The organism is Stackebrandtia soli (assembly GCF_965137155.1).
Taxonomy (GTDB): domain Bacteria; phylum Actinomycetota; class Actinomycetes; order Mycobacteriales; family Micromonosporaceae; genus Stackebrandtia; species Stackebrandtia soli.
This window is the reverse complement of the sequence record NZ_CBCRZX010000005.1, coordinates 85,107-105,096: the sequence shown is the minus strand read 5'-3', so window position 1 is coordinate 105,096 and position 19,990 is coordinate 85,107. Positions and strand designations below refer to the sequence as shown.

The 19,990-nt window shown below is 68.1% G+C and carries 21 protein-coding genes; 18 read left to right on the top strand and 3 right to left on the bottom strand.

Going from position 1 to position 19,990, the window contains the following annotated elements; genetic code table 11:
- The first annotated feature begins 121 nt into the window (after positions 1 to 121).
- From aspS to ACM9NP_RS05040, 7 genes are all read left to right on the top strand, one after another.
- Positions 122 to 1,897 carry an aspartate--tRNA ligase gene (gene aspS, locus ACM9NP_RS05070; protein ID WP_415645404.1) on the top strand — a complete coding sequence of 592 codons (1,776 nt, stop codon included), beginning with the start codon at positions 122 to 124 and terminating at the stop codon, positions 1,895 to 1,897.
- Positions 1,898 to 1,970: 73 nt separating this feature from the next.
- Entirely contained in the window at positions 1,971 to 2,372 is a 402-nt protein-coding gene (locus ACM9NP_RS05065) for a hypothetical protein (RefSeq protein WP_415645403.1), read from the top strand.
- Between the two features lie 60 nt (positions 2,373 to 2,432).
- The gene (locus ACM9NP_RS05060; protein WP_415645402.1) at positions 2,433 to 2,984 is read left to right on the top strand and encodes a hypothetical protein; all 552 of its coding nucleotides are present in this window, start codon (positions 2,433 to 2,435) and stop codon (positions 2,982 to 2,984) included.
- 170 nt (positions 2,985 to 3,154) lie between these two features.
- Positions 3,155 to 3,736 (top strand): hypothetical protein, encoded by a 582-nt coding sequence (locus ACM9NP_RS05055; protein ID WP_415645401.1) that lies wholly within the window; start codon positions 3,155 to 3,157, stop codon positions 3,734 to 3,736.
- Positions 3,737 to 4,070: 334 nt separating this feature from the next.
- Positions 4,071 to 4,625, top strand: a complete 555-nt coding sequence (locus ACM9NP_RS05050; RefSeq protein ID WP_415645400.1) for a hypothetical protein — start codon at positions 4,071 to 4,073, stop codon at positions 4,623 to 4,625.
- 22 nt (positions 4,626 to 4,647) lie between these two features.
- Complete coding sequence (locus tag ACM9NP_RS05045; RefSeq protein ID WP_415645399.1) at positions 4,648 to 5,196, top strand: hypothetical protein; 549 nt, start codon at positions 4,648 to 4,650, stop codon at positions 5,194 to 5,196.
- Between the two features lie 288 nt (positions 5,197 to 5,484).
- On the top strand, positions 5,485 to 6,036 hold the full coding sequence (locus tag ACM9NP_RS05040) for a hypothetical protein (RefSeq protein WP_415645398.1): 552 nt from the start codon (positions 5,485 to 5,487) through the stop codon (positions 6,034 to 6,036).
- Between the two features lie 55 nt (positions 6,037 to 6,091).
- Here the strand turns inward: ACM9NP_RS05040 and ACM9NP_RS05035 are convergent, their stop codons facing one another.
- A complete protein-coding gene (locus ACM9NP_RS05035) occupies positions 6,092 to 7,126 on the bottom strand; it encodes a hypothetical protein (protein WP_415645397.1) in 1,035 nt (344 codons plus the stop codon).
- A gap of 205 nt (positions 7,127 to 7,331) precedes the next feature.
- Between ACM9NP_RS05035 and ACM9NP_RS05030 the strand changes: the two genes are divergently transcribed.
- The 9 genes from ACM9NP_RS05030 (at position 7,332) to ACM9NP_RS04990 (ending at position 15,824) form a co-directional block, all read left to right on the top strand.
- Positions 7,332 to 8,588, top strand: coding sequence for a replication-associated recombination protein A (locus ACM9NP_RS05030; protein ID WP_462933502.1), 1,257 nt, complete (start codon positions 7,332 to 7,334; stop codon positions 8,586 to 8,588).
- Between the two features lie 18 nt (positions 8,589 to 8,606).
- Positions 8,607 to 9,155 carry a hypothetical protein gene (locus ACM9NP_RS05025; RefSeq protein ID WP_415645395.1) on the top strand — a complete coding sequence of 183 codons (549 nt, stop codon included), beginning with the start codon at positions 8,607 to 8,609 and terminating at the stop codon, positions 9,153 to 9,155.
- An 85-nt stretch (positions 9,156 to 9,240) separates the two neighbouring features.
- The gene (locus ACM9NP_RS05020; protein ID WP_415645394.1) at positions 9,241 to 9,750 is read left to right on the top strand and encodes a DUF948 domain-containing protein; all 510 of its coding nucleotides are present in this window, start codon (positions 9,241 to 9,243) and stop codon (positions 9,748 to 9,750) included.
- An 8-nt stretch (positions 9,751 to 9,758) separates the two neighbouring features.
- Entirely contained in the window at positions 9,759 to 10,046 is a 288-nt protein-coding gene (locus ACM9NP_RS05015) for a DUF6167 family protein (protein ID WP_415645393.1), read from the top strand.
- Positions 10,043 to 12,724 (top strand): alanine--tRNA ligase, encoded by a 2,682-nt coding sequence (alaS, locus tag ACM9NP_RS05010; protein ID WP_415645392.1) that lies wholly within the window; start codon positions 10,043 to 10,045, stop codon positions 12,722 to 12,724. Before ACM9NP_RS05015 ends, alaS begins: the two co-directional genes overlap by 4 nt.
- Positions 12,721 to 13,170 (top strand): Holliday junction resolvase RuvX, encoded by a 450-nt coding sequence (ruvX, locus tag ACM9NP_RS05005; protein WP_415645391.1) that lies wholly within the window; start codon positions 12,721 to 12,723, stop codon positions 13,168 to 13,170. Before alaS ends, ruvX begins: the two co-directional genes overlap by 4 nt.
- 8 nt (positions 13,171 to 13,178) lie before the next feature.
- On the top strand, positions 13,179 to 14,372 hold the full coding sequence (locus tag ACM9NP_RS05000) for an endolytic transglycosylase MltG (RefSeq protein WP_415645488.1): 1,194 nt from the start codon (positions 13,179 to 13,181) through the stop codon (positions 14,370 to 14,372).
- A complete protein-coding gene (locus tag ACM9NP_RS04995; RefSeq protein WP_415645390.1) occupies positions 14,339 to 15,169 on the top strand; it encodes a shikimate dehydrogenase in 831 nt (276 codons plus the stop codon). Before ACM9NP_RS05000 ends, ACM9NP_RS04995 begins: the two co-directional genes overlap by 34 nt.
- A 52-nt stretch (positions 15,170 to 15,221) precedes the next feature.
- Entirely contained in the window at positions 15,222 to 15,824 is a 603-nt protein-coding gene (locus ACM9NP_RS04990; protein WP_415645389.1) for a TIGR03086 family metal-binding protein, read from the top strand.
- Positions 15,825 to 15,859: 35 nt separating this feature from the next.
- Here the strand turns inward: ACM9NP_RS04990 and ACM9NP_RS04985 are convergent, their stop codons facing one another.
- Both ACM9NP_RS04985 and ACM9NP_RS04980 read right to left on the bottom strand, forming a co-directional pair.
- Positions 15,860 to 16,957 (bottom strand): Gfo/Idh/MocA family protein, encoded by a 1,098-nt coding sequence (locus ACM9NP_RS04985; protein WP_415645388.1) that lies wholly within the window; start codon positions 16,955 to 16,957, stop codon positions 15,860 to 15,862.
- Entirely contained in the window at positions 16,954 to 17,706 is a 753-nt protein-coding gene (locus ACM9NP_RS04980; RefSeq protein WP_415645387.1) for a sugar phosphate isomerase/epimerase family protein, read from the bottom strand. The genes ACM9NP_RS04985 and ACM9NP_RS04980 overlap by 4 nt, the downstream gene beginning before the upstream one ends.
- A 358-nt stretch (positions 17,707 to 18,064) precedes the next feature.
- Between ACM9NP_RS04980 and ACM9NP_RS04975 the strand changes: the two genes are divergently transcribed.
- Both ACM9NP_RS04975 and ACM9NP_RS04970 read left to right on the top strand, forming a co-directional pair.
- Positions 18,065 to 19,237, top strand: a complete 1,173-nt coding sequence (locus ACM9NP_RS04975) for a hypothetical protein (RefSeq protein WP_415645386.1) — start codon at positions 18,065 to 18,067, stop codon at positions 19,235 to 19,237.
- A gap of 146 nt (positions 19,238 to 19,383) precedes the next feature.
- Positions 19,384 to 19,803 (top strand): Rieske (2Fe-2S) protein, encoded by a 420-nt coding sequence (locus ACM9NP_RS04970; RefSeq protein WP_415645385.1) that lies wholly within the window; start codon positions 19,384 to 19,386, stop codon positions 19,801 to 19,803.
- Positions 19,804 to 19,990 lie beyond the last annotated feature (187 nt).

Genomic DNA, 19,990 nt, shown 5'->3' with positions numbered 1-19,990 from the left:
ACGACGGCGGCTCCGCGCCCTCCCCGCGCGGCCGTTTCGGGCGCGGATCGTACGATGAGACGTTGTGGGTGCACGCACCCGCCACGTCTCATCACACACTTTCCAGGGGAGCACTCCGACCGTGTACCGGACCTACAACGCCGGCGACATCCGCGCCACCGACATCGAATATCCCGTGACCTTGGCCGGATGGGTCGCCCGCCGCCGTGACCACGGTGGTGTGGAGTTCATCGACCTTCGGGACGCCTCCGGCGTGGTCCAGGTCGTGTTCCGGGACGGTGCGGCCGCCGAACTCGCCAAGGATCTCCGCAACGAGTTCTGCATCCAGGTCAAGGGTGTCGTCGCGCGTCGCCCCGAGGGAAACGAGAACCCCGACCTCCCGACCGGCGAGATCGAGGTCGTCGCCGACGAGCTGCGCGTGCTCTCCGAGGCCGCGCCCCTGCCGCTCCCCATTGACGACAATGTGGACGTCGGCGAGGACGTTCGGTTGCGTCACCGCTACCTCGACCTGCGCCGTGGCGGCCCCGCCTCGGCGATGCGCATGCGCAGCGAGGCCAACCGCATCGCTCGCGAGCTCCTGCACGACGAGGGTTTCATCGAGATCGAGACGCCGACGCTGACGCGCTCGACCCCCGAAGGCGCGCGCGACTTCCTGGTGCCGGTGCGGCTCCAGCCGGGCACCTGGTACGCGCTTCCGCAGTCGCCGCAGCTGTTCAAGCAGCTGCTCATGGTCGCGGGTTTCGAGCGTTACTACCAGATCGCCCGCTGCTACCGCGACGAGGACTTCCGCGCCGACCGGCAGCCCGAGTTCACCCAGCTCGACATCGAGGCGTCCTTCGTCGAGGAACGGGACGTCATCGAGCTCGGCGAGAAGATCGTCCGCGCACTGTGGAAGAAACTCGCCGACCACGACCTGCCCGAGTCGATCCCGCTGATCACCTGGCACGACGCCATGAACCGGTACGGCTCCGACAAGCCCGACCTGCGCTTCGGCCTGGAACTGGTCGACCTCTCCGCCTACCTTCAGGGCACCGAGTTCCGCGTGTTCGCCTCCGCGCTGGCGACCCTCGGCGGCCACGTCGGCGCCGTCGTGATGCCCGGCGGCGCCTCGCAGACCCGTAAGCAGCTCGACGGATGGCAGGACTGGGCCAAGGCGCGCGGCGCCAAGGGCCTCGCCTACGTCGTCTTCGACGCCGAGACGGGCGACCCGCGCGGTCCCGTCGCCAAGAACCTGTCGTCCGACCACCTCGCCGGCCTGGCCAAGGCAGTCGGCGCCAAGCCCGGTGACGCCGTGTTCTTCGCCGCCTCCGCCGACAAGATCGAGGCCCAGGAACTCCTCGGCGCGGCCCGTCTCGAGATCGGTCGTCGCGGCGGCTTCATCGACGAGTCCGAGTGGTCGTTCTGCTGGGTCGTCGACGCCCCGATGTTCGGTCGCACCGACGACGGCGGCTGGACCGCCGTGCACCACCCCTTCACCTCGCCGAACAGCGAATGGGCGTCGACCTTTGTCGACAACCCCGGCGAAGCGCTCGCCTACGCCTACGACATCGTCTGCAACGGCAACGAGATCGGCGGCGGTTCGATCCGTATCCATGATGGAGCGATGCAGCGGCAGGTCTTCGACGTCCTCGGCATCGACGAGGCCGAGGCCGCCGACAAGTTCGGCTTCCTCCTCGACGCGTTCCAGTACGGCCCGCCGCCGCACGGCGGAATCGCGTTCGGCTGGGACCGGATCTGCTCCCTCCTGGCGGGAGCGGACTCGATCCGCGAGGTCATCGCCTTCCCGAAGAGCCGTGGCGGGCACGACCCGCTGACCGGCGCGCCCACCCCGATCACCCAGGAGCAGCGCAAGGAGGCCGGCGTGGACGCCAAACCGGCCGTCGCGCTCGACGCCTGATCGACAGTCCGCGTCCCCGGTACCCCGCCGTCGATGGTCGGGTGCCGGGGACGCGTCGTACGCGGAGGATCGAATGATCACAGTGGAGGAATTTCGGCGGCGGACCGGCGGCGGGTCGATGCCGGTGTTGACGCTCACCGACTTCTTCGACGGCAACACCGTGGAGGACTCGATCGCGCCGAACCAGTGGGAGTACGGGCGCCCACCGATTCATGTGCTGGCCAAGCGATTCCGCGACGTCGAGGCGCGCGCCGACGTGGCGTGGGTCCGGGTCCAACCGCACGGCGACTCACTCGATCTCGACGTACTCTGCGGTGAGGCCGTCGCGGTCTGCGCGAGTGCCGACGAGGCGACCCGCGACGGCTGGATGAACGGACTCGAAGCCAGCGGGGTGATCGATGGCCTCGTCGACGACTATGCCGAGGTTCCGACCGTCCCCGAGGGTTGTTCGATCTGGTCGATCGTCTGGGACTGACGCCTGATCGTCCGCGGGGCTTGGGATCGGTAGCGGCGCTCGTGCGTCGAGGATCGGCGCATGAGACTGACCGACCGCGATGTCGAGTGTTTGACGGAATGGGCCCACGAGGATCGCGAGTCCCGAATAGCCGGCGTCGTGCTCATCCCCGTCGCGGCCGCGCTCGGCGTCGTCGTGTGCCTTCTCGGCCCGATCGAGCAGTGGTGGGCTCTTGTCGTGCTGCCGATCTCCGCGGCCCTGCTGCTCTTCGCCGTGGTGACCGTCTTCGACGGGATTCGACGCTTCTTCCTCGGCGAGGGCTCACCGGAACGCATCCTGGCGGGCCGTGCCCCGGTGGCGCACGTTGAGGCCGTCGTCCGGTTCGCCGACGGCGACGAGCCGACTCCGATCTCCGTTGAGCTCGGCGTCCCGATTCGCGGCCACACAAGGTATCTCCACGTCGAACGCACGCTTGGACTCGCTCGGGGTGACCGCGTGCTCGTCGTCGGCTTCGGCAGCTCGCGCCACCCCTTTCGCGGCATGCAGCTGATCGTGACCGAGACCGACGAACGGCACTGGTTGAGGGTGAGCCTCAGCAGGGACGAGCGACATCGCGAGCCGGAGGTCGGTTGAAGCCGACGACCAGGCGGTCGTCCCGCGAGCGCTCCGACCCTATACGTCTTATATGGATCAAAGATTCCGAGTCCCTATTCCGGGATCGGTAGCCATCGACGCTTCGAGAGAACTTGGAGCACCATCTCGGGCGAGTCCGATCCGTCGACTTCTCACCATAAGGGACAGATGTGTCCGAGCAACCCCGCTTCCGGCTGGTCGACGAGGATCTGTGGCAGTTGGAACACTTCGCGAGGATGGAGCGGAGCCTTCGGGCGTGGGCGCCGTTCTGGATCGCCGTCGACGTCGGACTGGTGCTGTTCGTCCTCGTCATGCTGCTGCGCGAGGCCGACGCCGCGACGCTGTGGTGGAGCGTGCCGTGTCTCCTGTGCATCGCCGTCATCGTCGGCGGCATCATGTGGGACGACGCGTTTCGCGGGGCGGGCGCGGCCGACGCGGTGCTCGCCGGCGGACAGCCGACGCTCCTCGTCGCGGCGACCGTCGTCGGTGACGAGGGGGAGTCGCCCAACCCGTGGACCCTCGAATTCGACGAGGCGGCCGACGGCAAGACCTACGCCCACCTGCCCGAACCCGTGACCGACTGGGCGCTGGTGCCCGGGCATCGGTACCGAGTGCATCTCTTCGGCGGCGACGATCGTCCCTTCCACGGCATGGTCCTCTTCGCTCCGATCGAGGGGACTCCGGGTCGTCGTCGTTGGCGGCATCGCGTGTTCGCCGACAACTCGCTCTGGTACACGGATCCGGACGGCTGACCTGAGATCGGTTGCGCGGGAACGTTTCCCAGGATGAAGCCATGAGACTCGGCGGCGGCGACGTCGTGGCACTGACGAAGTGGGCTCACACCAGTGGCACGACGAACGCGGCGGCCGGTTCGCCGGGCAACCGGGGGTACTCAAGGAGGAGGTGCGAACGGGCAACTTCCGGAGGCGAAAGTTCCCAGGCGTGGGCCAGTTCACCGGCGGAACCGAGTGCTACGACAACACCTCCCATCGGTTGAGGCCCCGACACCGATGGTGCGAAAACCGGGATCGGTAGATCTCGCGGCATCGATACGATGCGACCGTAGGCCTTGAGGGAAGGAGCCCCATGGACGCCGACCCCGACTTCCGGCTGACCGACGCCGACCGGACCGCCTTGTCCGAGGTACGTCGCGCGGAGCGCGGTCACCGTGCCATCGGAATCCTCGCCATCGCGGCGGGCGTATTGATACCCGCCGTCGTGACGACGTCCGAACTCGGACCATGGTGGGTCCCGGCGCTCGTGGCACTAGCCATGGTGGCCCCCGCCGTCTTCGGCGTGCGGCTGGCCGTCTCCGGCGGCGGCACGGTCGCCCGCGTCCTCGCCGGTGCCCGCCCGACTGTGGTCATGCTCGGGACCATGCACGACGTCAGCGGGGATGCCCCGTACCCGTGGTCGATGACATTCGACGTTCCCATCGGTCCCATCCGATTCGCGCACTTCGGCGACGGCGCCCCGGAATGGCTGCTCGGCTCCGGCACTCGAGTGAGCCTGCGCGTGTTCGGGACCTGGTCTCGGTTCGCCGGGGTCGCGGTCGTGGAGTCTCTCGACGACGGACGTCGACATTGGATGGTTCACGCTCGTGAGTCCCGGCACGCCCGGTACAGCTCGTCCTCCAGCTGACGGTCCGAAAAGGAGGGCATCCATGGTGGATGATCCAGGCTTCCGGCTCACCGACGGTGATCGGGCCGCACTCGCCGAGCTGTATGCCTTCGAACGCGGTTCGCGCTGGATTGCGGTGGTGATGGTGGCGGTGGTGCTGGCCGTCGCCGGCTACATCGCCATGACCGTGACGCCACGGTGGGCCGCGGCGCTGTCGGCTCCGAGCTTGGTCTTCGTCGCGGCGTGGATCCTGCGTTTCAAGGTCTTTCGCGGTTCGGGTTCCGCCGGGAAGGTCTTGGCGGGCGGTCAACCGGTGATGGTCCTGTCCGGGACGATGGTGGACGCGGATGGTGAACATCCGTACCCGTTGACGTTGGAGTTCGATGTTCCGAATGACGATGTCGGATTCGTCTACTTCGGAATGGACGAGCCCTCGTGGTTGAGTAGTCCGGGTGCGCGGTTCACCCTCCACCTGTTCTGGAACCTGTTTCCCGCCGATGGTGTCGCGTGCGTGGAATCTCTCGACAGTGGTCATCGGCATTGGACGGGGACGCTGAGAAGCGGCTCCAGCCGCGCCTACTCCCAAGACTGACACATCGGGGTGTGTCTGTCTGTAGACGGCGTGATGCCCTTCGGGCGCTTCTCTTTCGCGCGAGTGTGGTTCACGGGNGGCCGGGTGGCCGTGCAACTTCGGTTTGGTGGGGGGCGTACGGGACCGCGGGAGGGGCCACTGGCAGGAGAGCGCCCGAAGGGCACCACGTTTCGAGAGGACCTGCCGCCGGGGAAGAGTTCGTCGGCGGAGGCGTGGCGTCGCTTGTCGGGCGGCCCGACCCCCTGACCAGGCCGTCGGCCTCCTCCGAAGATGTGGAACCATCCAGGCATGCACCTAGATACACGAGAACGCGCCATCCTCGAAGGGTTCGTCCTCAAGGAGGGTCGAGTGAAGCGCCTGGCGCCGATGATCGCCGGGGCCGACATCGTCATGGCCGCGGTGGTCTACTTCGCCTTCCCCGAGGAAGACTGGACGTTGTGGGTCGCGATCGGCCTCGTGGTGATGGGGTTCGGCGCGGCGTTCGTGCTCAGCAGGACGCTGGACCGCGGCGCCGGCTCGGCGACGAGCGTCCTGGCGGGTCGCGACTCCAGCCGGACGGTGGCGGCGACGGTCGTCGACAGGAATGGCCACGAGCCCTATCCGTGGTCGTTGCGTCTCCAGGAAGAGCTCGGCAACGGGCGCCGATTCGCCCACATCGGCGTTGACGACGTGGACTGGCGCCCTGAGTCCGGCGAATCGATCTCGCTGACGCTGTTCGGTGAGGAGAGTCGTTCGTTCCGAGGCGTCGCCTACGTGACGGCGGGTGGATCGTCGACCCGCCATTGGCTCTACTCGGTCAACCTGTCGGCACAGTCCCAGTACGTGCACAACCCGAGCTGACGCGGAACGTGGAGTGTCGCGCCGTGCCCGTGGCCCGACACTCCACCATCGACTGTCAGTAGTGGATTCTCGCGCGGATCGCGCGGTGCTGCGAGTAGTCGCGGTCGGTGCGATCCCCACCAGTGAGCTTCTTGTCCGCGTCGTCGCCCTGATTGAACGTGATCGTGTGCGCCGCCGTCACCTTCGGCATCGTTCCGTTGCCGCGCTTGGCGAAGAGGAAGTCGATCCGACTGCCGTTGCCGATCGTCCAGTTGCCCTTCAGGCAGGATTTCACGCTCCCGGAGCCCGCCTGGCAGTCGGCGTACACGACGTCGCGGAAGTTGTGCCTACCGTCCAAGGACCCGTTCATGGACTTGTACCAGGGATGCCAGTCGCCCGCACTGCCGCGATAGCCGTAATTGAAGTCGCCGCCGACGATGTACAGGCTCGCGCCGTAACCGCCCGCCGGAAACTTCGACGCGAGGGTCTTCGCGTTGCCCGTGGCGCACGCCGGTCCGCCGGACTTACCGGTCGCCCAATGCGCCGACGCGATCGTCACGTTCTTCTTGGCGACCTTGTCGTAGAAGAGACCCTTGACCGTCTTCGTGCGGGCCTGCGAGTTCGCGACGCACTCACCCTTCGCGTTCTCCGCCCGGACCTGCCAGACGTCGTGCTTCTTCAGATCCAAACGCGCGGCCCGGTAGACGATCGCGTTCGTCTGATACGCCTTCTTCGCGCCGCACGGCGAACCCATCTTCTTCGGTGACGCCTCCGCGATGACGCCCTTGTACGTCTCACCGAGCTGCTTCGATAGGAACTTCGTCAACGTCGACAGCTGCTTCGCGTTGCTGACCTGCTGAACCAGGTACACGTCCGGCTTGTACGGCTGAAGCCTCATGTAATAGACGAGGTCCTGCCAGTCGCCCGGGCACTGCGACAGGGACGCCGTCGGCAGATTCTCGACATTGTTGTCGTAGACCTGGAGGTATCCGGGATTGTCGTTCGCCTTGGCGTTCGGTGCCGCCCACGCCGAAGGCGCCACGATCACTCCGATCACGGCGACGAGCAGCCCGGCGAACGTCGCCACCAGCGCGTTCCTTCTCTTGCGCATCAACAGTCCTTTCACGGCCCCGTGGTCCTCGATCGAACCGACAGTCTCGCGGTCTCGCCAATAGAACGTCCACGACCGGCCGATCCGGACTTGTCGGTGACGCCAGGTAACGTGTCCGCTCATGGACGGCCCCGGACTGTTTGACCTCCCCTCCGAGCCCGCCACGTCGCTCGCCGTCGACCCGGCCGCGCCGCTGGCGGTGCGCATGCGTCCCCGCGGTCTCGACGAGCTCGTCGGCCAGGCGCACCTGCTGGCACCGGGATCCCCGCTGCGTCAACTCGTCGAGGGCGACACCCCGATGTCGGTGATCCTGTGGGGTCCGCCGGGGTGCGGCAAGACGACGATCGCGCACCTCGTCGCGCACGCCTCCGATCGCACCTACGTGGCCCTGTCCGCCCTCAACGCCGGCGTCAAGGACGTGCGCGCCGTCATCGATCGCGCTCGCAACGCCCGCCGTCGAGGTGACGCGCCGACGGTGCTGTTCATCGACGAGGTTCACCGTTTCACCAAGACCCAGCAGGACGCGCTGCTCGCCGCCGTCGAGGACCGCACCATCACCCTGCTGGCCGCCACGACCGAGAACCCCTACTTCTCCGTCGTGTCGCCGCTGCTCTCCCGCTGCGTCCTGTTGACGCTGGAACCATTGGACGACAACGACATCACCGCCCTCGTGGAGAGATCCGTCGCCGACGAGCGCGGCCTTGCCGGCACCGTCGCCCTCGAACGCGAGGCCCGCGACCACATCGTCCGTCTCGCCGCCGGGGACGCTCGCAAGGCGTTGACCGCGCTCGAAGCCGCGGGGGCGAGCGCGACCGCGACCGGCGCTACGGTCATCGACCTCGTGATCGCCGAGAAGGCCGTCGACGTCGCGGCCGTGCGCTATGACCGCGACGGGGACAGCCACTACGACATCACCAGCGCCTTCATCAAGAGCCTCCGTGGATCCGATGTGGACGCGGCCTTGCACTGGTTGGCCCGGATGGTCGTGGCGGGGGAGGATCCGCGTTTTATCGCGCGTCGCCTCGTCATCTTCGCCAGCGAGGACGTCGGCATGGCCGACCCGACCGCGCTGCAGTCGGCGACCGCCGCCGCCCAGGCGGTCGCCCTGATCGGGATGCCGGAGGGACGGATCGTGCTGGCCCAGGCGGTCGTGCACCTGGCGACGGCCCCGAAGTCGAACGCCGTCATCACCGCGATCGACGCAGCGATCGCCGATGTCCGCGACGGCCACACCGGAGCGGTTCCGGCCTCTTTGCGCGACGGCCACTACGCGGGCGCGAAGAAACTCGGGCACGCCACCGGTTACCGCTACCCGCACGACGACCCGCGCGGTGTCGTCACACAGCAGTACGCGCCGGACTCGACCGACGGCACCGTCTACTATCGGCCGACGACGCACGGCGCGGAGGAGCCGATCGCCGTCCGATTGCCGAAACTCCGGGCGATCGTCTGGGACCGCTGATAGTCCACAAGGGGGAGAATGGCCGAGCGTGACCCGTCGCGATACGGACTTCGCGGCGAACTGCTGTGGCATCTGTCTCGTATTCGGCGCCTGCGCGCCGTGACCGCGGCCCTCGCCGTCGTCGCGCTCGCGTTCGGCGTGCTCGTGGTGTCCGGCCCCGGCGCCATGCGCCTGTCCACGTGGATGCGTGACCCGGGGTTCGCCGCCCTCGACGAACTTCCGTTGCCTCGCTGGGCCTCCACCCGGCCCAGCGACACGGCCGAAGGTTCGCGCTGGTGCGTCGACCGTTGCATGGTGCGGCAACGCCAATGGACGTCACTGGCGGACGTCGCCGCGACGTCGGCCGCGTTTCGCGTCGCCTTCGACTCGGCGTCCTGGACGCGGGTGCCTCGCTCGTACTGCGCGGGGGCCGAGGACTCCGCCGCCGTCCAGTGTTTCCGGCGGGACGCGTGGCACCTGCGACTCATCGTCGCGCCGATCGCGTGCCGTGACGACTTCGCGTGCGAGGGTGCCGTCGTCACGGCGGTGATGGCGCCCGCGACCACGCGCGGCGACCGCGTGGGGTGAAACGGGACGGATCAGTGTGGGCGGTAAGGTCGACCCTGCGCTTGGCGCACCAATTTCGGACAATTCGACCCTAGGGGGCTCCAACGTGTCGACGACGCATGCCGCGGTTCTGGTGGAGATAACCGGTCGTGACATCGGTTACGGCGCACTCGTCATCGCCGGTGTCCTCGCGCTGCTGGCACTCGCCTTCGCGTTGTTGGCGGCTCGCAAGGCGCTCATCAAGACCGCGAAGACCATTGAGGACGTCAATGCGCGGGTGGGGCCGCTCATCAACAACGTCAACGCGACGGTCGAGAACGTCAATGTCGCGCTGACCCAGGTGCAGGCGTCCCTGGACGGCGTGAACAGCCAGCTCGAGCGCGTCGACTCGATAACCGGTCACGCCCAGCAGGTGTCGGGCAACGTCGCGAACCTGACGACGCTCGTGACGGCGGCCGCGACGACCCCGCTCATCAAGATCGCCTCCTTCGGGTTCGGTCTGCGAAAGGCCACCTCCAAGCGTCGCCGCGCGGAGGAGGACCGTGAGGTTCGCGACACCCTTCGACAGCGCGACGCGGCCACGAAGCGACGCGGCCTGTTCCGGAAGAAGGGCTGACGGGGGTCATGTTCAAACGCTTGCTCTGGTTGGGAATCGGAGTCGCCGTCGGCGTCGTGGTGGTCCGCAAGATCGCCCAGACCGCCGAGGCGATGTCGCCGGGCGGCATCGCCCACCGGCTGCGCGAAACCGCCGTGACTTTCGGCGATTCCGCGCGTAATTTCATGGCGGACGTGTCGGATGGCGCGGCCGAAAAGGAAGCGGAACTGCGGGCCGCGGTCGAGGCGGGAATGCCGATCGAGGAACTGCTGACCGACGAGTTCGACGACAGTGGAAGAGGAGGTTTCATCCGATGAGGACGTCTGAGATCAAGAGGCGGTTCCTGGCACACTTCGAGGCCAATGATCACACGGTGGTACCGAGCGCACCACTGCCGGCGATCGAGGACCCGAACCTGCTGTTCATCAACGCGGGCATGGTCCAGTTCGTGCCGTACTTCCTCGGCCAGCAGACGCCGCCGTGGAACCGGGCGACGTCGGTGCAGAAGTGCATCCGCACCCCCGACATCGAAGAGGTCGGCAAGACCACCCGTCACGGCACCTTCTTCCAGATGAACGGCAACTTCTCCTTCGGTGACTACTTCAAGGAGAAGGCGATCGAGCTGGCGTGGGACCTGGTGACGCGCTCCCAGGCCGACGGCGGCTACGGCTTCGACGAGAAGGTCCTCTACGCGTCCGTCTACCACGACGACGACGAGGCGATCAAGCTCTGGAAGAAGATCTCCGGCCTGCCCGACGACCGCATCGTTCGCTTGGGCAAGAAGGACAACTACTGGTCCATGGGCATCCCGGGCCCCTGCGGTCCGTGCTCCGAGATCCTCATCGACCGTGGCCCCGAGTTCGGCGCCGACCGCGATTGGGAGGCCGGCGACCGGTACATGGAGTTCTGGAACCTCGTCTTCATGCAGAACCTGCGCGGCGAGGGAACGAACAAAGAGGACTACGAGATCCTCGGGCCGCTGCCGAAGAAGAACATCGACACCGGCATGGGCCTGGAGCGGGTCGCGTACCTTCTGCAGGGCGTCAACAACATGTACGAGATCGACGAGGTCAAGCCGATCATCGACATGGCCAGCGAACTGACCGGCAAGCGCTACGGCGTCGAATCGGGTCGCAGCGCGGATTCCGCGCACCCCGACGACGTGCGTTTCCGCGTCATCGCCGACCACGTGCGCACCTCGTTGATGCTCATCGGTGACGGCGTCGTTCCGTCCAATGAGGGCCGCGGCTATGTGCTGCGTCGCATCATGCGCCGCGCGATCCGGTCGATCCGGTTGCTCGGGTTCGAGGACCGCGCGCTGCCCGAGCTGCTGCCCGTCGCGCGCGACTGCATGGCCCCGTCCTACCCCGAGCTGGCCTCGGACTTCGAGCGCATCTCGTCCTACGCCTACGGCGAGGAGGACGCGTTCCGCACGACGCTGCGTCAGGGAACGACCATTCTGGACGTAGCGGTGCAACAGACGAAGAAGTCCGGCTCCGACACGCTCGCGGGCGACCGCGCGTTCGAACTCCACGACACCTACGGCTTCCCCATCGACCTGACCTTGGAGATGGCGGCCGAGCAGGGCCTGAAGGTCGACCAGGAGGGCTTCCGCCATCTCATGGCCGAGCAGCGGCGTCGCGCGAAGGCCGACGCGCAGGCCCGCAAGACCGGTCACGCCGACCTGTCGCACTACCGAAAGCTCGTCGATGCCAACGGCCCCAGCCAATGGCTCGCCTACGAGACGCTCCGAACGGACTCACGCGTCCTCGGCATCCTCGTCGACGGCCGCCCCGAACCGATCGTCCGCCAGGGAGCGGTCGCGGAGCTGATCCTCGACAAGACGCCGTTCTACGCGGAATCCGGTGGACAACACGCCGACGCTGGCCTCATCACCGCGCCCGGCGGCGCGGCCGAGGTCATCGACGTGCAGCGGCCCATTAAGGGGCTGGTCGTGCACCAGATTCGCGTCACCGACGGGGAACTGGCGGTCGACGAGGCCGTCACCGCCGAAGTCGACCCCGAATGGCGTCTCGGCGCGCGTCAGGCGCACTCCGGAACCCACGTCGTCCACGCCGCGCTGCGCGAGGTGCTCGGCCCCTCCGCGCTCCAGTCCGGTTCGTTCAACCGCCCGGGCTACCTGCGTCTCGACTTCTCGTGGAGGTCGAAGTTGTCCGAGGCGACCCGCAGCGAGGTCGAGGAGGTCGCCAACCGTGCGGTCCGCCGCGACCTGCCCGTCGCCGTCAAGTACATGCCGCTGGCGCAGGCCCGCGAGGTCGGAGCGCTCGCCCTGTTCGGCGAGACCTACGACGAGACCGTCCGTGTCGTCGAGATCGGCGGCGAATGGTCCCGTGAGCTCTGCGGTGGCACGCACGTCGAGCACTCCGCGCAGATCGGCCCCGTCGTCGTGACGGGCGAGTCCTCGGTCGGCGCCGGTCAGCGTCGCGTCGAGGCCCTCACCGGTTTCGAGGCGTTCCAGTACCTGGCGCGCGAACGCGACCTCGTGACGTCGCTCGCCGCCGAGGTCGGGGCCCCGCGGGGAGAGCTGCCCGACAAGATCGCGGCGCTCATCCAGCGGGCGAAGGACGCGGAGAAGGAACTGGCGTCGCTGCGCGCGCAGGCGATCATGTCGAGCGCGGCCACCCACGCCGCGAACGCCAAGCAGGTCGGTGACGTGTTCGTCGCCGCGGTGCTCGCGCCGGACGGCACGAACGGCGGCGACGCGCGCACCCTGGCGATGGAGATCCGCGGAAAGCTCCCGGCCGACCGGCCCGGTGTCGCCGCGGTCGCGGCCACCGCCGGTGGCAAGGCCTCCCTCGTGGTGTGCGTGAACAAGACCGGTGTCGGTCGCGACGTGTCCGCGCAGGCGCTCGTCAAGGCGGCCCTGTCGGGTCGCGGCGGCGGCGGCGCGGAGGTCGCGCAAGGTGGCGGCGTGCCCGCCGATCAGGCGCAGGTCCTCCTCGACACCGTCGTGTCGGAGGTCGGCCCGGCGTGAGCGGTCCGCCGGTCGGACGCCGTCTCAGCGTCGACGTGGGCAAGGTGCGCGTGGGGGTCGCGGTCAGTGACCCCCACGGCATCCTCGCGTCCCCTGTGGAGACCGTGCCTCGTGACATGTCCGGTGCGGCCGCCGTTCCCACCGACATCGCGCGGATCGCGGCGATCATCGCCGAATACGAGGTCGTAGAGGTCGTCGTCGGCCTCCCGATCACGCTGTCCGGGCAGGAGAGCTTCGCCGCGATCGAGGCGCGTGCCTATGCGTCGACGCTCGAGAACGTGATCGCTCCGATACCAGTAGCCATGATGGACGAGCGGTTGACCACCGCCGTGGCGTCACGTAGGTTGGCGGAGCGCGGCGTGAAGGGTAAACGCCGCAAGGCGGTCGTGGATCAGGCGGCAGCCGTCGAGATTCTTCAGCAATGGCTGGAGCAGCGGAAGGCATAACGACGACGATGTTGGACGAACTCCCGTTCGAAACCGACGACGCCGCCCTACCACGAAGCCACCGCCGCAAGCGCGGTGGCCGTTCAGCGTTGACGCTGACTCTGGTCGTGGTGCTGCTCGGCGGGCTCGCCGTAGGCGGTTGGTGGGGATTCGACAAGGTCAAGGGCTTCTTCGGTCCTGAGGACTACGACGGCACCGGCAACGGTGAGTTCGTCGCCGTCGAAGTCGCCGAGGGAGATCTCCTCGACGACATCGGGGTGACCCTGGTCGACGCCGGAGTCGTGAAGAGCGTCCGCGCGTTCACCGAGGCCGCCGCGGAGAACCCCGCCTCCACCGGCATCCAGCCCGGCGTGTACCGGCTCCAGAAGGAGATGTCGGGAGAGGCCGCGTTGAACGCGATGCTCGACCCGTCCTCGAAGGGTTTCCCGCCGTTCACTCTCGCCGACGGCTACGAGTACTGGACGGCCTACGAGTCGCTCGCGCAGTCGACCGGCATCCCCGTCGAGGAGTTCGAGGAGGCGGGCAAGGACCCGGCCGCGCTCGGCGTTCCCGACGTGTGGTTCGAACGGCTCGACGGTCGCGACATCGCGGGAACCGTGGAGGGTTTCCTTCTGCCACAGGAATACCAGTTCGCGGGCGGTGCGACGGCCGAGTCGATCCTCACCGAGATGGTCACCGCCTTCCTCGCCTACGCGGAGGAGGTCGACTTCGTCGACCGCGCGCAGGAACTCGGCTACAGCCCGTACGAGGTGCTCGTGGTCGCGTCGCTCGCCGATGCCGAGGCGGGCACTGTGGACGACCTGGCGAAGGTCGCCCGCGTCGCGTACAACCGACTCACCCACCCCGAGTACTACTGCCGGGCCGAAGGCGTCACCAACTGCCTGGAGTTCGACTCGTCCACCAACTACGGCCTGATGCTCGCCGGTGGCGAGAAGAAGGACTCCAACGCCGTGACGTGGGACGAGCTGTCCGATGCCGACAACGAGTACTCCACGCACATTCACTCCGGTCTCCCGCCCGGCCCGATCAACAGCCCCGGCAAGGCTGCGATCGAAGGAGCCCTCAACCCCCCGACGGGCACCTGGCTGTTCTTCGTGGCCATCGACAAGGAGGGCAACTCCGAGTTCGCCTCGACTCTCGACGAGCACAACGCGAATGTGGCCGAGGCGTGCAGCAACGGCGTGCTGACGGTCGGGTGCTGATGCGGGCGGCGGTCCTCGGCTCACCGGTCGCGCATTCACTGTCTCCGCGCATCCACAACGCCGGTTACGCGGCGGCCGGGCTCACCGGATGGCGTTACACGGCGCACGAATGCGACGAGCGGCAGCTCGCCTCGTTCGTCGACGGGCTCGACGCGACCTGGGCGGGACTGTCCCTGACGATGCCGCTGAAAGAGGTCGTCCTCGACATCGCGGACGAACTGACACCGCTCGTCGCCGAACTCGGCGCCGCGAACACACTCGTCGTCCGGGATGGTCGCCGAGTCCTCCACAACACCGACGCACCCGGTCTCGTCGACGCGCTCGCCGAGACCGGCACGGTCGCCGCCGAGAAGGTCTCGATCCTCGGCTCAGGTGGGACTGCCCGCGCCGCCCTGTCGGCCGCGAAGGACCTCGGCGCGACGGAGGCGGTCGTCCACGTGCGACGGGAGTCGGCCGCGTACGCCGAGTTGGCGCCGGTCGCCGAACGCCTGGGGGTGCCTTTGATCGTGCGCCCGTGGTCGGCGATCGGTGACATCGCGGCGTCCGACGTGGTTTTCTCGACCGTCCCCAAGGGCGTGACGGACGACCTCGAGATCGACTGGCGGGCCGACACGGTCCTCTTCGACGTGCTGTACGACCCGTGGCCGACGCCGTTGGCCGCGAACGCGGCGGGGGCGGGCTGCGTCGTTCTCGACGGTCTCGCGCTCCTGTTGGCGCAGGCGGTTCGTCAGTTCGAGCTGTTCACCGGTGTCGCCGCCCCCGTCGAGGCGATGCGGGCCGCCCTCATCGGCAGGTGATCCCGCCCGAACGGTCCGGGCCGCTCACGATCGAGTTCGTTATGGTCGATCCATGACGGACCAGTTGGACGTGCACCGCCGCACCATGGCGATCGCTCAGAGCGTCGTCGATCAGGTCGAAGTCCGGCACCTCGCCCTGCCGACGCCCTGCGCCGCATGGAATCTCGGGGAACTGTTGGCGCACATGGTCGGGCAGAACCACGGCTTCGCCGCGGCCGCGCGCGGGGGAGCCGCGGATCGGGCACTGTGGGTGGACCGGCCGGTCGGCGACGATCCCGTCGGCGCGTTCCGCGTCTCGGTGTCCGATGTGGTGTCGGCCTTCGCGGAGCCCGAGTCGGTCGCGCGGGACTGGTGGCTCGCCGAGTTCAGCACCGAGCGTCGTTTCCCGGCGCAGCGCGCGATCGGCTTCCACCTGCTCGACTATCTCGTCCACGCCTGGGATGTGGCGGTGACGATCGGTGCGCCCATCGCGTTCGATCCCGACATGGAGTACGCGGTGCTGGAGGTCGCCGAGGCGATTCCCGACGGCCCTGGGAGGCTCGATCCGGGAGCGGCCTTCCGTCCCTCGATCGCGCTCGTGCGCGAGACCTCGACGCTCGACCGCATCCTGACGCTGCTCGGTAGGTCGCCGTCCTGGTCGGACGGACGTACCTGACGGGTACGTCGTCCTTCGTGGTCTGGTGTCGAGGTTCAACCGATGGTGCGCGCGTAGGGATCCCAGTCGACCGCCAGCGGTGGATTCGCCGGAACGGTCGAGGCGACCACGGTCGTCTCGCCTCGCCGAATCGCGGTGTCGATCGCGCTCATGACTTCCAGGACGTGGAGACCGAGCTCGCCGGACGCCCGCACCGGTTCTCCGGTGTGGATCGACCTCGCGAGATCGAGCACCCCGGTGCCGCGCGACGCCTTATGTCCCAGTGGTTCCAGCGAGATCGGGGGAGCGCCGCCGGTCAGATGCAGGGTGGTCGCACCGTCGAAGACGTTCGGGTCGGGGAGGACGGCCGTTCCCTCCGGGCCGGTCACCTCGACGACGCCGGAGCGGACCAGTGCCGAGTCGAAGCTGAGGACAAGTTGGGCGGCGCCGCCTTCTCGGAACTCGAGTAGCGCCGTCACGGTCGTCGGGACGGTGACGTCGAAGATGGTGCCCGCGAGCGGTCCGGCTTGGACGACGCGTTGATCCCGGGCCCTGCTGCCGAACGCGGTCACCCGGTCAACGGCGCCGAACACGGAGATCAGGGCGGACAGGTAGTAAGGCCCGATGTCGAACAGCGGCCCGGCGCCCTCCTGGAACAGGAACGCCGGGTTCGGGTGCCAGGCGTCCGGTCCGGGGGACTGGAACAGCGCCAGCGCCGTTGTGGGGCGCCCGATCCGGCCGTCGGCGATCGCGCGTCGGGCGGTTTGGATGCCGGCGCCGAGCATGGTGTCGGGGGCACAGCCGACGCGCAGTCCGCGCTGTTCGGCGAGGGCCAGCAGCGCGCGGCCCTCCTCCGGGCTCATCGCGAGCGGCTTCTCCGTCCACACGTGTTTTCCGGCGCGCAACGCCGCCGTGCTGACGGTGGCGTGGGCGGCGGGAATGGTCAGGTTGACGACGAGGTCGATGTCGTCCCGGTCGAGGAGCTCCGCGACGCCGCCGGAGGCGTCGATCCCGTGAGCCGTGGCCCGGGCGGCGGCGCGTTCCGTGTCGAGGTCGGCGACGAAGCGCACCGTGACGTCCGGGAAGGCGGTCAGGTTCGTCAGGTAGGTGTCGCTGATGACGCCCGCGCCGATGACGCCGATACCGATGCTCACGTGTCCACCTCCGTCACGAATCGAAGGCTCTTCCCGATCGCCTCCATCAAGTCGCCGTCATGGTGGTCGAACTCGATGACGCGCAAGGCGTCGGGCGCGCTGGCGAGGACGTCGGCGATGGGGACGAGCCCCTGTCCCGCTGGTACTTGCCCGGACGCGTCGTGCGCGAGCGATCCGTCCTTGATGTGGAGCGCCGTCACGCGGTCGCCGAGTCGACGGAGCAGGGTCGGGGCGGTCATTCCTCCGGCGGTCGCCCAGTACGTGTCGATCTCCAGGGCCACCTGCGGATCGAGCAGGTCGGCGAACTGTTCCAGCCCGCACCGCCCGTTGACGCGGGAGTGCGCCTCCCACCAGTGGTTGTGGTAGCCGACGCGGAGTCCGCGACGGGACGCTTCGGGGACGAGCAGGTTGAGTTCCTCGGCGAGGTTCTGGATGTCTTCGGCGTTGTCCCACAGCTCGGGTTCGCTGAACGGGGCGATGACGAGTTCGACGCCGAGGGACTCCGCGGCGTCGAAGACCTCGGCGTGGTCTACTCCGAACAGTCCAGCGTGGGCGGTTGGGATGGCGAGGCCCGTGGCTTCCTGCCCGGCTTGGATGGCGTCGTGGTGTTCGACGATTCCGTACGCCTCGACCTGCGTGAACCCGAGTTCGGCGATCCTGGTGAAGGTGTCGACGGGGTCGTTGAGCAGGGCGTCTCGTACGGAGTACAGCTGTACCGAATAGCGTTGCGGCGAGGAGTTGTCCGGCATGTCGGCTCCTTGTCTGGGCTAGTGCGCAGAAGTACATGCACCCATGTGAATCTTTATCATCATGTGGCGTGATGCGCCACCCACTCACTGTCGGTTACTCGGGAACCGTTCCGAGGCAGGGGTTCGGCGCGGGATCGGGGGCGACTGTCCATCGCGTCTCGGGTGGCGGCCCGCCTCCGGTCGTTCGGCGTCGGGCATTCGCCCTGTTCCATGAAATGTCCGTAACGGCGCCCGAATCCCATGGATCCCGTCCGCGATATTCGGGCATATCAATTCAAAGCGGACACTTCCGAAGATTCACACATCTAAATGCTCCGTACAGTGGAGAAAAGCGCCGACGAATCCCGTGGAGGCCCTTGTGACCCTGGCAGACACCCGGTCGCGTGCGAGAATCCTGTCGTTCGTGTTGCTGCTGATCGCCTCCACTCTGGTGGTGGCGCTGTCTCCCGGACGGGCCGACGCGTCCGCCAACGACATCCGCCTGAAGGTCAGCAACACCGATCCCGCCCTGATCAGCGGCCTGCGCGCCGCGCTGCCGGACGCCACAGTGTCCCAAGTGGTCGCGTCCGCGAATCGGACCGGGACGGCCTGCTCCGCCCCGGTCGTCAACCGTGCGGCGTCCTTCTGCTGGAACCCCGGCGACAGCACAGTGGAGTATTGGATGCCGCAGGGCATCACCACCAGCTCCGACGCCTACGCCGGCGGCACCGTCGACGGCAAGAAGGTCATGATCACGAGCTGGTACGACACCGGCTCCTCGGGAATCGACCGCGGTGTCCGACTGAGCTTCGTCGACCTGACGAACGCGTCGACGCCCGCGTACCGGCACATCCTGCTCGCCGAGCCGTACTGGAGCGGGTCGCAGCCGAACTTCCGTCGCGTCGCCGCGCACGCGGGAGGCCTGGTCTGGTACGGCGACAAGCTGTACGTCAACGACACCTACGACGGCATGCGAGTCTTCGACATGGACGACCTGGTCAAGGTGACGACGGGCGACGCGACCAAGATCGGCCGCCAGTCCGACGGTCGATACATGGCGCACGACTACCAGTACGTGCTGCCGCAGTCCGCGCGCTACGTGCCGAGCACCACCGGGACCGAGCCACAGCTGCGGTACTCGCAGACCTCGCTCGACCGCACCACCTCGCCCGACAGCCTCGTCGTCAGCGAGTACGGCAACCCCGGCGACGGCACCCGCATCGTCCGGTTCAACCTCAACGAGGGTGGAAAGCTGATCCAGGCCGACGCCGACGGTTACGCCAGGGCCGATTGGTCCTATGTGACCTCATTTCGCAGCGTGCAGGGCGCGACGGCCGTCAACGGCACGTTCTACGCCTTCCGGAGCAACGGCGAATCCACAAAGGGTGATCTCATCACCTGGCGGCAGGGCGAGTACGCGACGATCAACGCCGGAGCGTTGCCGATCGGCCCCGAAGACGTCAGCTACTGGGCCCAGACGGGCTTCCTTTGGGGCTCCACCGAGTATCCCGGCAAACGCTACGTCTTCGCGACGCGTCTGTCGGCGTGGTAGGACGACCGGTGCGGGCACACGGCGACCGGCCCGCACCGGTTCCCTCCGCTCGGCGTGTCGGGAGGACGTGAGCGCGTTCGTCGGTATCGTCGAACGACGTATCGCCGAGACGGCGCCAACGTCCGCCCCGTGACGAAGGGACTCCCATGACCCCACCTTCGGGCGTGACCCGTCGGGGCGCCCTGTGCGCGGCCTTCGGCGCGTCGGCGTCGATGCTTCTCGGCGCCTGCGGGGGAGGAGACGACGGCGGGGACGCCGGTCCCACCGCGTCGCGAAACCCCGATGTCGCGATCGCCGCCGTCGAGGAGATCGACATCGGCGGTGGGATCGTGACGGACGACCTCGTCGTGGTCCGCCCAGACGCGGAGACCGTCCGCGCGTTCCTGCGGGCCTGCCCGCATCAGGGCAACAACGTCGACCCCCCGGCCGACGGCACGATCATCTGCCCGGCGCACGGTTCCCGCTTCAACTCCGCCGACGGGGCGCTGCTGAGCGGTCCGGCGACCACCGGGCTGACCAAGGTCCAGGTGCGCGTCGAGGACGGCGAGGTCTTCCCCGCGAAGTGATCGCGGCGGGGTCCCCTGGAACACGGGCGGGCCGTCGGCACATGGTCCGTGGCGTTGTCGAACCCAACACGCGGTTCGTGATCGGACGGCGGCCCTTCACGACCGTTTCGCGAATCCGATCGGCGGCGGCGCCCGTTCTCGTCACCGGCGGTTCGCCGCTCGCCCGCCTCCGAGACGTCGCCGTGGT